This is a genomic window from Enterococcus sp. DIV1279b (assembly GCF_050531515.1).
GTDB lineage: Bacteria > Bacillota > Bacilli > Lactobacillales > Enterococcaceae > Enterococcus_D > Enterococcus_D casseliflavus.
Genome location: NZ_CP172891.1, coordinates 2,333,172 through 2,347,674, shown reverse-complemented (window position 1 = coordinate 2,347,674; position 14,503 = coordinate 2,333,172). Strand labels below are relative to the sequence as shown.

Sequence of the window (14,503 nt, the reverse complement as noted above, 5' to 3'; positions counted from 1 at the left end):
TCACTCGATCAATCTAGTTGACCCTGTTGTTCATTCTCCTTTAGGGAATTTGATCAAACAGGGTCTTTTTTCGGACCAGCGACGGATGGACAAACCATTTTTTTCAGGTATGATAGAGTAGAATTACTAAGAGGAGGAGCTTGAATGAAAAGTCCTTGGCGTTTTTTCTTTATTGTTGAAGCGCTCTTACTGCTTTTTGCGGTATGGCAAATTTTATCTAATCCGCCATTATTATTTTTATTAATACTTGGTGTGACGTGCTTGGTCCTTGTGAACCGAAGTGAGCGCAAGAGCAATTTTAAAAATTTCTTGATGGTCTCAAGTTCCATTGCTATTTTGATCAGTTTGTTAAATAGTCCAGCACTGTGGCTGATGCTGATTTTTGCGATTTTATTTATTGGTTTAAAAGGAGTCGAGATTACCGGAATCGACTTAACTAAAAATTCGTTCTGGCGCAAAAAACAAATGATTATCGTTGAAACTGAAGAACCCAAAGCTGATCATCCACTGAAACAAAAGCAGCAATGGTTAGGCAATGAACGGATCGGCAGTCAAGTCTATGAATGGGACGATATCAATTTAGATATCTTGACGGGAGACACTTTCATCGATCTAGGCAACACTTTATTGCCTAAGAAAGAAAACGTCGTGATCGTACGAAAAGGCTTTGGCAGAACTCGTATTTTAGTGCCTGCTGGTATAGCGATCAAATTAGAGCACAGTACTTTTATTGGCTCCGTTATCTTTGAAGGCGAAGAAACGAGCTTGAAAAATGAAAAAGTGACGATCTACAGCCCTGATTATGGCGAAAATAGTCGGCGTTTGAAAATCTTGACGAATACCCTTGTTGGTGATGTTGAGGTGATTCGGGTATGATCGGGAAATTTTCAAGAGGCATGATCGCTTTTTATGCAGGATTAGCAAGTTTTTTTACCATGATTTTGATGCTGTTTTCCTATTTGTATGCCAGTGGGAAAAATAATTGGCTGATTGAAGTCTTTCAAATCAAGCTCTTCTTTATCCCAATCGTCTTTCACTTACTTGTAATATCTGCATTGATTGCTTTAGCTGTCTTTTTACTGACTTCTTTTTTTCGCAACCGTCAATACGGTCCGGTGGAAGAAAAGTTAAGACTGTTAGCCAGTGGCTATATCGATAGTCCTTTATTGGAAACAAAAATCCCCCATGCGTCTGAAAACCATTTGATTGCGAATGTGGATCGTGATATTGCCAGTATCCAATCGAAGATGAAACAGATGTCGATGGAATTACAGCAATTGAATGCGAAACCGCAGTTTGTTGATGGTCAGACGAAAGAAGAGATTTTAGAAGCAGAAAGGCAGCGTCTGGCTCGTGAATTGCACGACTCTGTTTCTCAACAGCTGTTTGCCGCCATGATGATGATGTCTGCACTAAATGAGCAAGCGATTCGAACAGATGCGCCAGAAAGCCAAAAGAAACAGTTAGCTATGGTCACAGACATTATCAATGCTTCGCAATCTGAAATGCGAGCGCTCTTGCTTCATCTACGACCTGTTACTTTGGAAGGGAAGAGTCTAAAGCAAGGAATCGAGCAATTGTTAAAAGAATTAGAGACCAAAATCAAAATTCTATTGACTTGGGATATTGAAGACTTTACGATGCCTAGTTCGATTGAAGATCAACTCTTTCGTGTGATCCAAGAACTCTTATCTAATACACTGCGTCACGCCAAGGCTAATGAGTTGGAAGTTTACTTGCATCGCATTGATAATAACGTGTTGTTGCGGGTGATCGATGACGGTGTTGGCTTTGATCCACAAGATCAAAAGGCCGGCAGCTATGGCTTGATGAATATCCGAGAACGGGTAAGTGCCGTTGGCGGAACGTTGAAAATTATTAGTTTTAAAAATCAAGGAACCAGTATTGAAATTAAAGTTCCACTGTTGAAGGAGGCATAAGGTATGATTAAAGTGTTGTTAGTTGATGACCATGAAATGGTTCGTCTGGGAGTCTCTTCTTATCTATCGATTCAAGATGATATAGAAGTAATTGGGGAAGCGGAAAATGGTCGAGTCGGGTATGAAAAGGCATTGGAATTACGTCCAGATGTGATTTTGATGGATTTGGTGATGGATGAAATGGATGGGATCGAATCTACGAAATTGATTTTAAATGATTGGCCCGAAGCAAAAATCATTATTGTCACTAGTTTTATTGATGACGAAAAAGTCTATCCTGCTATTGAAGCGGGTGCGGCAGGTTACCTGTTAAAGACGTCTACTGCTCATGAGATTGCGGAAGCCATTCGTGCAACCCAGCGAGGAGAGCGGGTCTTAGAACCCGAAGTCACCACGAAAATGATGGATCGTTTGACGAATCGGACACCGATCCTACATGAAGATTTGACCAATCGGGAACAAGAAGTGTTACTGTTGATCGCCGAAGGAAAGAGCAATCAAGAGATTGCGGATTCACTCTTCATTACGCTGAAAACAGTGAAGACACATGTGTCAAATATCTTATCAAAATTAGAAGTAGAAGATCGTACACAAGCTACGATATATGCTTTTAAACATGGTTTGATAAAATAAAATCTTAATAATCATACCTCCTCATGGCAAGCAGAGGAGGTTTTTGTTATACTAAATTATGATCTGGTAAAAAAGGAGCGTTTGTGGTGAAGCAAAATTATGCAATAATCGGTCTGGGCCGTTTTGGTGGCAGTATTTGTCGCACGTTGATTGAATCTGGACAAGAAGTACTGGCGATCGATAGCAACGAAGATCGTGTCAATGAGTACATGAATATCGCCACCCATGCGGTGGTCGGCAACGCACAAGATGAGATGACGTTACGTTCATTGGGTATCCGTAACTTTGACCATGTCATTGTTGCGATTGGTGAGGATATTCAAGCCAGTATATTGGTCACACTGATGGTTAAAGAAATGGGTGTTCCTAATATCTTAGCGAAAGCCCAAAACGAATACCATGCCCGTGTACTGGAAAAACTCGGCGCAGACCGTGTCGTCCATCCCGAACGTGACATGGGGATTCGCATCGCCCATAATCTAGTTTCCAAAAATATTTTAGATTATATTGAACTATCTGATGAATTTTCTCTAGCAGAAATTCGTGTGTCCAATCCACGCTTTTTCAATAAATCCCTGATTGAGCTGAATTTTCGACAAAAGTATGGTTTGACAGTCGTTGCGATTCGTCGGGGACCAGGACAAGTGATCGTTTCGCCTGATGCAGAGGCGATCGTGCGTGAAAATGACAATTTACTCGTGATCGGTAATACAGATGATGTAGATATACTTGATGAACATATGAATGATTAGGAGTGAAGAAAATGAACTTAACAATAAGTCCTGAAGCAATGCAATGGTTTAAAAAAGAATTGGTGGTAGACCAAGGAAGCGGGATTCGTTTTTTCGGAAAAATTTATGGCAAAACACAAGTGCATGACGGATTTTCCGTGGGAATGTCAGTGGATAAACCAGAACGTCCGATCGTCGAACAAACCATTGATGGCTTGCTTTTTTTTATTGATGAAGCAGACGAATGGTTTTTCAAAGGCTATGATCTAACTGTGGACTATGATGAAACGTTAGATGAACCGAAATATGATTTTAGCGAAGATAAAAAATAATGTGGATTCGGTCCCAGCTGACCGATTTCCCACGATTGGCTCTAGGAGATGAAACCGATGTTATCAATTGTTGTACCTTGTTTTAATGAAGAGGCAAGCTTGCCGATTTTCTTTGAAGAAACAGAAAAAGTGAAGAAACACTTAAATATGCCTTTTGAATATATTTTTGTTAATGACGGGTCTTCAGATCAAACTCTGTCTGTTTTAAGAGACTTGTATCACGCCCACCCTAAAAGTGTTCGCTATCTATCTTTTTCGAGAAACTTTGGCAAAGAAGCTGCTCTTTATGCGGGGCTACAAGCTGCTAGAGGCGATTTTGTCACTGTAATGGATGCAGATTTACAAGATCCGCCGTCATTACTACCTGAAATGTTTGCTTTGCTAAGAAGTAAACCAGAGCTTGACTGTGTGGGGACGAGACGTGCCGATAGAAAAGGTGAGCCAAAGATTCGCAGTTTTTTTTCGAACTCGTTCTATAACATCATCAACAAAATTGCCGATACCGAAATGGTAAACGGTGCGCGAGATTTTCGTTTGATGCGTCGAAATATGGTTGACGCGGTTTTACAGCTGTCAGAGTACAATCGCTTTTCAAAAGGGATCTTCAGCTGGGTTGGGTTTGACACTGAATACATCGCCTATGAGAATCGGGAAAGGGTAGCGGGTGAGACGTCCTGGTCATTTTGGAAGTTATTCCAATATTCGATTGACGGTATCGTCAACTTTTCAGATACGCCTTTGAATATCGCCTCGTTTATTGGTGCGCTTTCCTGTTTTGGTTCTCTGATTGCTTTGATCTTTATTGTGATAAGAACCTTTATTTTTGGAGATCCGACATCAGGGTGGCCTTCAATGGTCAGTATCTTTTTATTTGTTGGTGGTTTGCAATTGCTTTGTTTAGGGATCATCGGCAAGTATATTGGAAAAATTTTCTTAGAGACTAAAAATAGACCTTTGTACTTCTTGAAAGAAACCGAAAAAGACCAAGAAAAACTACGATAAAATAAAAGTGTACAATCTGAAGGGGCTGCCTTCAACTGTACACTTTTTTTGTGGAAAGAATTTGTTAGTATCCCTTATTTAAGTTTATCTCATTTTTTACAAGTTCTTGTTTCGTTAAAAATTGTTGGAAATTCGCTAAGAAAATATCCATAAATGCCTTTTGAAAATGGGGCGTGTGTCCTGAGATATGAGGAGTAATCAACAGGTTTTCGGTATGCCATAGCGGATCATTTTCTGGTAGAGGTTCCTCTTCAAAAACATCTAGTGCGGCAAATGCCAGCTGCTTTTTCTCTAAAGCCTTTGTTAATGCGGCAGTATCCACGCTAGGACCGCGACCGACATTATAAAATGAAGCGGAAGGCTTCATTTGTGCAAAGAAGGCTTCCTCATACAAATGTGTGGTTTCTTCTGTCAGTGGAAGAATATTGATGATGCAATCGGCGGTTTTTGCGCAATCGTGTAAGTCAGATAACGCAAACGTTTTTTCAATACCCGCCACCTCATGGCCGCTTGTATTAATGCCAATCGGATGTACACCAAAAAAGGTTAATGCTTTGGCTAATCTTTGGCCTATTTGTCCCGTACCAACGATCAAAATCTCTTGATCAGATAGCTTTGCATAAGGAATCGTATCCGGTGCCCATTGTTGTTTTCTTTGTTGTTGGATTGCTTGGAAAATCCCGCGGTTTTCCATAAAGAGCAAAGCCAATAAATGGTCTGTAATCGATTCTGCGTGGATGCCACTGCCATTTGATAAGAGAATGTCGTATTTTGCAAACTCTTTTAATGGCAAGGTGTCCACACCAGCCGAAATCGCTTGGACCCATTTCAAATTTGTTTTTTCGGTTAACAGGTGTTCGTTCCATGCTGGTTTCCAACCGATAGTGATTTCTACTTGTGACCAATCAATTGCTTGGTCCTTTGAGTACACGAGAAATTGATAGTCTTTTTCCATTTGTTCCACATAAGTGTCGCGAAAGTTGCGAGTGGCTAAGATTATTTTTTTCATTGCCAAGCCTCCTTGTATCTTAAGTGTAGCAAAGAATGAGAAAAAAGCCATGTTCAATGAATTGAACATGGCATAGATCATTTTTTTAATTGTATTTTTGGGGAATCTTTGACACCTTGTGTAAATAAGAATAGGGAACCAAACAAAATAAAGGTGGTAGCATCAAAGGAAGGCAGCGCTAGTTGTACAATAACACTAATGAGTGTAGGCAATGCAGCACAGACAATGAGAATCTTTAAATTTTCGAAAAAGGTATAAGAGAATAGCTTCAATTTCGTATAGATCGTTGCAATAAAGGTTCCCATGATTAAGGTGATCAGTAAGCTGACAAACGTGGGATATAAGGCGACAAAAAAGACAATGATTTTTATCAGCCATGGGATCGCTTGGTTGGATAAGGTTTCACGAATCGCCTGACCGTTAAGACTACGCAGTGCTGGTTCACTATAATCAAATTCTAATTGGTTTGAGTCTAACATAGACGTTGAGAAACCAGAAGAAGGGATACGAATGACCAGCTGATCTTTTAACAAACCTACTGCGATCACCGAGCCGGTGACATCAGATGCAATATCCGCTGGTGTACGATTGCCATCAGGATCAAAAGTAAAGATGATCGAATCGGTTTGATAGATGAATCCTTGCGTATTTGGAGCGGCAGAAAGCTGTCCATTTTCGATCGTGAAATCAGGAATTGTTTCTCCGATTTTTTGTCCATCTGCTTGCACATCACGAAAGACGCCTAAGACATTGATGGTAATTGGCAAAGCCATCATCACGGCTGCACCTAATAGAAAAACGATCACTTTGGAAAACTCTGCTTTTTTGACGAATTTTAGTTCTGGTATTCGAAAAAAAGCAATTTTAAATAGTTGGACGATAGTCATTTGCTGATAAACTCCTTTGTGGTATAACTAGAGTAATTGTAACGAAGGGTTCTTAGGATTACAAGGAATTCACAAAAAAAGAGCCAAATATCTATTGAATAAGTAAATAAAGTAATGAAAGTAGGCATATGTATGCAAAAGTTAATTGAATACAAACAAATCTTACAACAAAAAAAACTGTGGGAGCCACTCACGTATTTATTTTTTGGTGGTTTGACCACCGTAGTCAATATTGTCGTCTATCTTATTTTTCGTGAAGGGTTTGGTTTTTATTACCAGACAGCGAATGTGATTTCTTGGATCGCTTCAGTTTTATTCGCTTACTTTACAAATAAGTTATGGGTCTTCGAAGCAAAAACAAAAACGAAGCAAGAGTCTTGGGCGGCATTTGGAAAGTTCATTTTTTTTCGCGTTATATCATTAGGCTTGGACATGCTCTGTATGTATTTCTTTATCTCAGTTTTAGCTACCGGCGATCTTGTTGCCAAGCTGGTCACCCAAGTCGTTGTTGTTTTGGCAAATTATGTATTTAGTAAATTTTTGATTTTCAATACGAAAAAAAGTGAGAAAAAGTAAGCATATTTTTTGAACAAAGTCTGATAGTCTGATAATGTTACTTATGTAAACATTATCATTGAGGAGGATTTTTTTATGACTTACACATTACCAGATTTACCTTACGCATACGATGCATTGGAACCATATATTGATGAAGAAACGATGCATTTGCATCATGATAAACACCACAACACTTATGTAACAAACTTAAATGCAGCGATTGAAAAACATCCTGAATTAGGTGAAAAAACAGTTGAAGAATTATTAGCAGACTTTTCTTCTGTACCTGAAGATATTCAAACAGCGGTTCGCAACAATGGCGGCGGCCATGCTAACCACACGTTCTTCTGGGAAATCTTAGGCCCAAATGCTGGTGGCGAACCTACTGGGGCGATCAAAGAGGCAATTGAAGAAACATTCGGCAGCTTTGAAGACTTTAAAGAAGAATTTAAAACTGCTGCAACTGGACGTTTTGGTTCAGGTTGGGCATGGTTAGTCGTTAAAGACGGTAAACTAGCAATCACTTCAACAGCGAATCAAGATTCACCATTGATGGATGGTCAAACACCTGTTTTAGGTTTAGATGTTTGGGAACATGCGTATTACTTAAAATATAAAAATGTTCGTCCAGAGTACATCAATGCTTTCTGGAGTGTTGTTAACTGGGATAAAGTGAACGAATATTTCGCAAAAGCTTAATCAAACTATTAGGAAGAAGCCTGTCTAAGGGCTTCTTTTTTGTTGATGGAAAGAAATTTCGTTATTGCTAACGCTTACATATTCCGCTATAATGAAATCGACGGAATCGTCGGATTATAATTATTGGAGGCTTTACACACTATGGAACATGGGAAAGTAAAATGGTTCAACAACGAAAAAGGGTTTGGTTTTATTACAGTTGATGGTGGCGATGATGTATTTGTTCACTTCTCTGCCATTCAAGGAGATGGTTTTAAATCGCTTGAAGAAGGACAAGAAGTTGAATTTACGATCGTTGAAGGTGCCCGCGGACCGCAGGCAGCGGAAGTAACCAAAGTCTAATTACTTAATTACAGAATCGACTGAAAACCTTGCAGCTAAGCAAGGTTTTTTTCGTCCTAGCTAGTTTCTGGCAAAACCATGAAGGAAAAGAATGAGAAAATTATTTCTTTCCTTCAAGTGAGGGATACTTTCGTTTTGTTTCATTTACATTACATTTTTATTAAAACAAAAGTTTTATAACAAATGAGATTGCTGTATGATATAAATTATGCGAAAATTTAGTCGATTGTTATTTTTATCGGACGAGGTGCAAGATGCGAAAATATCAAAGAATAGTAATAGGAACATTAGGGATTTTAGTCCTGGGAATTATCGGATTAACTGTGTACGGCTTGCAAGTTTATAAAGATACAAGTTCAACTTTTGAACATATTTCTAAACCAGTAGATCGAAAAACAAAAAGGCGTTCAGAAACTGTCAACATTGAAAAAAGAGAACCTTTTTCCATCTTGTTACTAGGAATTGATACCGGAGCTTTAGGAAGGACCGAACAAGGCCGTTCAGACAGCATGATGGTTGTTACAGTAAATCCAGAAAAAAAGCAATCTACGATTGTTAGCTTGGATAGGGATATATTTACTCAAATCGTCGGGTATGGAACGCTAGATAAGTTAAATCACGCATATGCTTTTGGCGGAGAAGCCATGGCAATGGATTCTGTGGAAAATCTTTTGGATATACCGATTGATCATTATGTGACAATCAACATGCAAGGCCTGAGAGATTTGATTGATGCAGTTGGTGGGATCAAAGTAACGAATGATATCGACTTTACGCTAGAGGGGGTTCATGTTCCAAAAGGAAAAATCACTTTAAATGGGAAAACTGGTCTAGCTTATGCACGCATGCGTAAAGAAGACCCAGAAGGAGATATTGGTCGGCAGAAAAGACAACGTGAGGTCGTAACAAAAATTCTAAAAAAAATAATGAGTTTGGACGGAGTCAATAATTATCAGAAAATATTAAAAGCAGTTGAGAAAAATTCAAAGACGGATCTGACATGGGACGATATGCTGGATATCGGAAAAAACTATTTACCGGCTTTTACGACGATTCATCAAGAGCAGCTGCAAGGGGAAGGGCAAATGTTGAATGATGTCTACTATCAGCTTTTAGGGGTCAATCAGCTCTTACACATGCAAAATACACTCAGAGAACAACTGGCCCTCCCTCCAAACAATCAGCTTTCACAAGGAGATGAACATACGCAAGGCTATGTGAACTATCAGTTCTATGATGACAGTGCAGTGTTTTCCGATGGTGAGGATGCGAGTGAATAAAACCATATAGCTGTCTTTCGATCATTTGAGGGTGTGTCGCTTTACACATCTCCTTCAACTGTTTGATAGGATAGCGGAATCGATACATGGGCAACTGCTTGTGTGTCGATTTTTCGTTTATATGAAAGATCCCATCGCTTCAATCGATCTAGTTTTCCACAAAAACTGAAATGTATATCTTGTTTCACGAAATCAACAAATGAAAAAACAGAAGAAAGCTTAAAAAAACAATTTTTTCATGAAAGAGTGAAAATGAAACAATCTATCTGTGAAACATTCAGGCAGATATCGTTGAGTTTTTATAGTTTTTTCTAAGGATTAATGGATATTTTTTGTTTTTTCTGTTTCAGATCGAATTTTTTGGTAAAATAGGACAGTAGTCATTATAGATTGGAAGGATAGATGAGATGAAGAATTTGAAAGATAAAGTTGTCCAAGGGATACGTAAGGGGCCAGAAGAACCAAAGGCCAAATCGTATCGCAAATCTCATGTTCCATTTCGATTGAACTTTTTGTTTTTTATTATATTTGCTTTGTTTGTATCATTGATTGTCCAATTAGGCTATCTACAGATCGTCAATGGCGAAAATATTGAGCAGCAATTGAAAGCTTCATCTGTAGTGGAAGTAAAAGGAAGTGCCCCTCGGGGTATGATTTACGATGCTTCTGGGAAAGCTTTAGTGGAAAATCAAGCCAATGCAGCAATCACTTTTACCCGTGGAAACAAAATGACCGCTCAAGATCTTTTAGAAACGGCCAAAAAATTGAGCGAGTTGATCGAAATGCCAGTCGACAAAAACTTGTCTGATCGAGATCTTAAGGACTTTTGGTTGGCAGATGAAGACAATCTTGAAAAAGCAACTGAACGATTGAGTGATGAAGAGCGTTCTTTAGGTACTTCTGAACAATATGCGGCAACCGTTGAGAAAGTGACTGAAGAAGAAATCAATTTTTCCGATGCCGAATTAGAAGCAGCCACGATTTTCAAGCGGATGAACAGCGCACAATCCTTGAGTACGGTCTTTATTAAGACGTCGGATGTGTCTGACCAAGAATTGGCAGTTGTTGCTGAAAACATGGTCGATTTACCAGGAATCTCCACCGGGACCGATTGGACACGAAAGATCGTTGAAGGAAGTTCTCTGGCTAGTTTGATCGGAACGGTGACTAGTGAAGAACAAGGAATACCTGAAGAAGTTCTAGATGAATTCTTAGAAAAAGGTTACGCACGTAATGATCGCGTTGGACGTAGTTATTTAGAACAGCAATATGAAGAAGTTTTACAAGGAACAAAATCCATCTCTGAAATATCGCTTGACAACAACAACAATATTGAAAGTCAAAAAGAAACCTTTGCAGGCGCAAAGGGGGATAATCTGGTTTTAACACTCGATGCTGAATTTCAAGCGAAAGTTGACAAGATTTTGCAAGACAATTTTCAAAAACTGATTGATTCTGGTGCTGCAGAGTATTCCCCAGGGGTATACGCAGTGGCGTTAAATCCGAAAACCGGCGGTGTCCTTTCCATGTCCGGGTATCATCATGACACGGGATCAAATGAAATGCAGGAAAATGCCATTGGTACCTTTATTAATTCCTTTGTACCAGGGTCCGTCGTCAAAGCAGGAACCTTGGCTGCCGGTTGGGAAAATGGCGTCTTAAACGGCAACGAAGTGCTGCTGGATCAACCAATCAGAATCGGCTCCGATGTAAAAGCCTCTATTTTCAACCCAACTGGGGCAAATAATCGCAATCTTTCTGCGGAGCAGTCATTGGAAGTTTCTTCTAACTCCTATATGATGCAAGTCGCTTTACGTTTGATGGGCATCAATTATCAGTCAGGCATCTCGATTCCAACAGTGGATCGTCAAGGGGATGTCTACGAAAAACTCCGTTCCTCTTTTGCCTCTTTTGGTATGGGAACTGAAACAGGTATCGATTTACCAGGAGAAGCAACTGGTATCAGCACATCCATTGAGAACATGGATCCTGTCAGTGATGGCGGAAAGATCCTCGACTTAGCATTCGGCCAGTTTGATACTTATACGACACTGCAACTGGCACAATATGCAGCAACTGTTGCTAATGGTGGCAAAAGATTGCAGCCTCACATCGTTGACGGAATCTACGACAATGATGAAACAGGCGGACTAGGTTCGCTGATTGAGGACATCGAACCAACGGTATTGAACGAGGTTGGTTTATCAGATGCGCAAATGCAAATTATCCAAAATGGTTTTTACGATGCGGTTCATGGAACGGATGCTTGGGCAACTGCCAAAGGCTTGGCTTCTGCGAAAATGGAAGTCTCTGCCAAAACAGGTACTGCCGAAACACCCATCGTGGATAGTAATGGCAATACCATCAGCTTAGTTAACTTAAACATCGTTGCCTACGGTCCAAGTAGTGATGCGGATATTGCGATTGCGATCGTGATGCCTCAATTAAAAGGAGACACCGATACGCATCCAAATATTCAAATCGCGAAAGAGATCATGGATGCTTATTACGACTTGTATATGAAATAAACAAAAAATCGCAGTGAAAGCTGCGGTTTTTTTAGTTTATAAGAATGCGGATAGAAAATCATCTTTTAGTGAGAAAGGCTTGCTATTTTTGAATGATTGGCTTAGAATACTAGCGGTCAAGAGATAATTTTGATTTATACGATAAATAAAAAGATAAACTGATAATAAAAGGGGCCCAAAGCACAATCATGAACAAGGAATGTTTAAGCAAACAAGAACTGATGAAACAGTTGGGACAATTTACACCAGCTGAAAAAAAAGAGATTCGTGAGTACTTGCAACGGAAAAATCCATTGCTTTTTCGTAAATTTGAGCGAATGAAACACGATCTTTACCGCTTGGAATCACGGCGTGTCCAATGCGAAATTGAAAATAACGAAAAGGAGTTAGATCTTTTAAACGATAAGATCCTTTTGAAAAAAGAAGATTTTCTTGAGCTGTTATTAGCTATTCGAAAGAAAAGAGGGTAATGGATGGAATTTATTGAACTCGTCATTATCATTGCAATTCTCGTCACGTTATCAAATGTGGCGAGCAAAATATTACCCTCGGTACCGATCTTTTTTATTCAAATCATCTTAGGAATTTTACTAGGTTTAACAGAAATGGGACAGGAAATCGCTTTTGAACCGGAAATGTTTTTAGTAATGATCATTGGACCATTGCTGTTTCGTGAAGGAGAACGAGCAGATGTACCTGAAATCCTCAAAAACAGCAAGATCGTATTGTTTTTGGCTTTTGGCGGCGTTTTAATGACACTGTTTGCTGTCGGCGGAACGCTCCATTGGTTGATGCCCACGATTCCTCTGGCTGCTTGTTTCGCTTTTGGTGCTGCGTTAGGACCAACTGATGCAGTGGCAGTCTCCTCATTAGCAAAACGTTTGAAAATTTCCAAAAACATTATGCACATTCTGGAAGGCGAGGGCTTACTGAACGATGCTTCAGGGGTTACCGCATTGCAGTTTGCTATCGTAGCTTTGACCACCGGGAGCTTTTCAGCAGCCAACGCAGGGTTCCAGCTCCTATTCTCTAGTATCGGCGGCGGGCTTGTCGGTTACTTGATCGTGTGGCTGAAACGCCGAATTTTGCGCTTTATTGAAAAAATCTCGGCACAAGATGTCACAGTATACTTATTGATTGAACTGCTCTTGCCATTTGCTGCCTATTTGCTGGCAGAAATGATTGGCGTCTCAGGGATTATCGCAGCAGTTGTGGCAGGTGTAGCCCAAGCCCAAAGAAAACGCCGGATCTCATTGTTTGATGCAGAGCTGGCGAACATTTCAGAAAGTACTTGGTCGACCATTGTCTTTACATTGAATGCATTGGTGTTTCTTTTTCTAGGAATCGAGTTGTCACAAGTATTTTCACCAATCTGGGAGAGCAATAATTATGCAAACTGGCATCTAGTGATTACGATTTTGGTGATCACGGCGGTGATCTTCCTTGTTCGTTTTCTCTTTTTGTTGTTTTACTATTGGTTTTTACAGTCAAAAAAACAAGTATCAATGAATCAAGTCGCCTTGTTGACTTTTGGCGGAGTCAAGGGAACAGTCAGTTTGGCAGCCATCTTTATTTTGCCTGTGATGGTGCATGATGCACCCTTTCATGAAAGAGGCTTGCTTCTGTTTTTGACCGCTTGTGTGATCTTACTGACATTGATCATCAGCGTGATGGTCTTGCCATACTTGGCAGATGGGGAAGCTGCCGAAAGCGTCGACTTCAATCACTTGCTGATCTTAGAAGACGTCATCGAACAATTGGAAGCAGAAGAAAAGCAAGAACTCTCGGATAAAGGCCGTTTAGCGATCGATGCTGTCATCAATTCCTATGAAAATCGGCGCTGGGAGTTGTATCGCAATAGTTTGACTGATTCAGAAAAACAAGAAATCCAAGAAATTCAAGGATTGATCCTATCGATCGAACAAGACGGCTTGGATGAAGCTTATCGAAATGGGAAAGTCAGCTTAAATGGCTACCGTTTTTATTCACGGTTTATTTCTCAGCAACAGCATTCCCTCGCAAAACAAATTCTCTCATTCTTTAGTTTTTGGCTCTTCTTTATTCAGCGATTTATCCGTATTTTGATTCATCCTCGCTTGTTTTTACAGCGACAGCAGCAGCTAAAAGCTGCCTTGAAGCAACGAGACATTTCTGAAGTACAAAAAATTTACTTAAAGAACAGTGAATATATTTTTCATAGTTTGAGCAATTTAGAAGATGTCTATGATTCCTCGCTGATCAATTTCTTTATTCGTCAACGAGAAATGAGCATCAAACGATTTGAACACAGCAATTTCATTGAAACGATCATGATCGAGCAAGACCCGATTTTTGTTAAGAAAGTCCTTTGGGGCTATTACCTTGAGCGCAAGACGATCGATGAATATGAAGTGGCGGAAAAAATCTCAACGATTTCTGCAAATGAATACCGACGCAATGTCAATCTGTTAGAATCGTATGCGATGTCTCGAGCAGAAGAACAGCCGAAGCAGCGAATGTTTCGCCGATAATACGTCTCAAGAGGCGCACAACTTGAGGCACGTTTTATGGAGTGTCTTCGTC

15 protein-coding genes are annotated in these 14,503 nt (G+C 39.8%); 13 read left to right on the top strand and 2 right to left on the bottom strand.

Features of this window, described 5'->3' with window-relative positions; genetic code table 11:
• Positions 1-144 precede the first annotated feature (144 nt).
• The 6 genes from liaF (at position 145) to IGI71_RS10945 (ending at position 4,638) form a co-directional block, all read left to right on the top strand.
• A complete protein-coding gene (gene liaF, locus IGI71_RS10970; RefSeq protein ID WP_010749367.1) occupies positions 145-876 on the top strand; it encodes a cell wall-active antibiotics response protein LiaF in 732 nt (243 codons plus the stop codon).
• On the top strand, positions 873-1,940 hold the full coding sequence (locus IGI71_RS10965) for a sensor histidine kinase (protein WP_201689550.1): 1,068 nt from the start codon (positions 873-875) through the stop codon (positions 1,938-1,940). Before liaF ends, IGI71_RS10965 begins: the two co-directional genes overlap by 4 nt.
• A gap of 3 nt (positions 1,941-1,943) precedes the next feature.
• Positions 1,944-2,573 carry a response regulator transcription factor gene (locus IGI71_RS10960; RefSeq protein ID WP_005236913.1) on the top strand — a complete coding sequence of 210 codons (630 nt, stop codon included), beginning with the start codon at positions 1,944-1,946 and terminating at the stop codon, positions 2,571-2,573.
• An 86-nt stretch (positions 2,574-2,659) separates the two neighbouring features.
• Positions 2,660-3,325, top strand: a complete 666-nt coding sequence (locus IGI71_RS10955) for a potassium channel family protein (RefSeq protein ID WP_005229566.1) — start codon at positions 2,660-2,662, stop codon at positions 3,323-3,325.
• Between the two features lie 11 nt (positions 3,326-3,336).
• Complete coding sequence (locus IGI71_RS10950) at positions 3,337-3,636, top strand: HesB/YadR/YfhF family protein (protein ID WP_005229567.1); 300 nt, start codon at positions 3,337-3,339, stop codon at positions 3,634-3,636.
• A 57-nt stretch (positions 3,637-3,693) separates the two neighbouring features.
• A complete protein-coding gene (locus tag IGI71_RS10945; RefSeq protein WP_162985184.1) occupies positions 3,694-4,638 on the top strand; it encodes a glycosyltransferase family 2 protein in 945 nt (314 codons plus the stop codon).
• Positions 4,639-4,702: 64 nt separating this feature from the next.
• On the opposite strand, the gene IGI71_RS10940 is transcribed toward IGI71_RS10945, so the two are convergent.
• A complete protein-coding gene (locus IGI71_RS10940; RefSeq protein WP_121262294.1) occupies positions 4,703-5,698 on the bottom strand; it encodes a phosphoglycerate dehydrogenase in 996 nt (331 codons plus the stop codon).
• 26 nt (positions 5,699-5,724) lie between these two features.
• Positions 5,725-6,534: a DUF1189 family protein gene (locus tag IGI71_RS10935; RefSeq protein ID WP_231434831.1), complete on the bottom strand. Its 810-nt coding sequence runs from the start codon at positions 6,532-6,534 to the stop codon at positions 5,725-5,727.
• Positions 6,535-6,666: 132 nt separating this feature from the next.
• Between IGI71_RS10935 and IGI71_RS10930 the strand changes: the two genes are divergently transcribed.
• The 7 genes from IGI71_RS10930 (at position 6,667) to IGI71_RS10900 (ending at position 14,451) form a co-directional block, all read left to right on the top strand.
• Positions 6,667-7,110 carry a GtrA family protein gene (locus tag IGI71_RS10930; RefSeq protein ID WP_010749371.1) on the top strand — a complete coding sequence of 148 codons (444 nt, stop codon included), beginning with the start codon at positions 6,667-6,669 and terminating at the stop codon, positions 7,108-7,110.
• A gap of 75 nt (positions 7,111-7,185) precedes the next feature.
• Positions 7,186-7,791, top strand: a complete 606-nt coding sequence (locus IGI71_RS10925) for a superoxide dismutase (protein WP_060792203.1) — start codon at positions 7,186-7,188, stop codon at positions 7,789-7,791.
• Positions 7,792-7,932: 141 nt separating this feature from the next.
• Entirely contained in the window at positions 7,933-8,133 is a 201-nt protein-coding gene (locus IGI71_RS10920) for a cold-shock protein (RefSeq protein WP_005229578.1), read from the top strand.
• A 254-nt stretch (positions 8,134-8,387) separates the two neighbouring features.
• A complete protein-coding gene (locus IGI71_RS10915) occupies positions 8,388-9,413 on the top strand; it encodes an LCP family protein (RefSeq protein WP_074535133.1) in 1,026 nt (341 codons plus the stop codon).
• Positions 9,414-9,820: 407 nt separating this feature from the next.
• Positions 9,821-11,941 carry a peptidoglycan D,D-transpeptidase FtsI family protein gene (locus IGI71_RS10910; protein ID WP_086295557.1) on the top strand — a complete coding sequence of 707 codons (2,121 nt, stop codon included), beginning with the start codon at positions 9,821-9,823 and terminating at the stop codon, positions 11,939-11,941.
• Positions 11,942-12,129: 188 nt separating this feature from the next.
• Positions 12,130-12,411: a hypothetical protein gene (locus IGI71_RS10905; protein WP_010749375.1), complete on the top strand. Its 282-nt coding sequence runs from the start codon at positions 12,130-12,132 to the stop codon at positions 12,409-12,411.
• A 3-nt stretch (positions 12,412-12,414) separates the two neighbouring features.
• The gene (locus tag IGI71_RS10900) at positions 12,415-14,451 is read left to right on the top strand and encodes a cation:proton antiporter (RefSeq protein ID WP_005229585.1); all 2,037 of its coding nucleotides are present in this window, start codon (positions 12,415-12,417) and stop codon (positions 14,449-14,451) included.
• Positions 14,452-14,503: the final 52 nt, after the last annotated feature.

Bases quoted from the DNA above. Each gene is read 5' to 3' on its own strand.
- liaF (WP_010749367.1), top strand. From the start codon at position 145: ATGAAAAGTCCTTGGCGTTTTTTCTTTATTGTTGAAGCGCTCTTACTG.
- IGI71_RS10925 (WP_060792203.1), top strand. From the start codon at position 7,186: ATGACTTACACATTACCAGATTTACCTTACGCATACGATGCATTGGAA.
- IGI71_RS10940 (WP_121262294.1), bottom strand. From the start codon at position 5,698: ATGGCTTTTTTCTCATTCTTTGCTACACTTAAGATACAAGGAGGCTTG.
- IGI71_RS10960 (WP_005236913.1), top strand. From the start codon at position 1,944: ATGATTAAAGTGTTGTTAGTTGATGACCATGAAATGGTTCGTCTGGGA.
- IGI71_RS10950 (WP_005229567.1), top strand. From the start codon at position 3,337: ATGAACTTAACAATAAGTCCTGAAGCAATGCAATGGTTTAAAAAAGAA.
- IGI71_RS10945 (WP_162985184.1), top strand. From the start codon at position 3,694: ATGTTATCAATTGTTGTACCTTGTTTTAATGAAGAGGCAAGCTTGCCG.
- IGI71_RS10910 (WP_086295557.1), top strand. From the start codon at position 9,821: ATGAAGAATTTGAAAGATAAAGTTGTCCAAGGGATACGTAAGGGGCCA.
- IGI71_RS10935 (WP_231434831.1), bottom strand. From the start codon at position 6,534: ATGACTATCGTCCAACTATTTAAAATTGCTTTTTTTCGAATACCAGAA.
- IGI71_RS10900 (WP_005229585.1), top strand. From the start codon at position 12,415: ATGGAATTTATTGAACTCGTCATTATCATTGCAATTCTCGTCACGTTA.
- IGI71_RS10915 (WP_074535133.1), top strand. From the start codon at position 8,388: ATGCGAAAATATCAAAGAATAGTAATAGGAACATTAGGGATTTTAGTC.
- IGI71_RS10920 (WP_005229578.1), top strand. From the start codon at position 7,933: ATGGAACATGGGAAAGTAAAATGGTTCAACAACGAAAAAGGGTTTGGT.
- IGI71_RS10965 (WP_201689550.1), top strand. From the start codon at position 873: ATGATCGGGAAATTTTCAAGAGGCATGATCGCTTTTTATGCAGGATTA.
- IGI71_RS10930 (WP_010749371.1), top strand. From the start codon at position 6,667: ATGCAAAAGTTAATTGAATACAAACAAATCTTACAACAAAAAAAACTG.
- IGI71_RS10905 (WP_010749375.1), top strand. From the start codon at position 12,130: ATGAACAAGGAATGTTTAAGCAAACAAGAACTGATGAAACAGTTGGGA.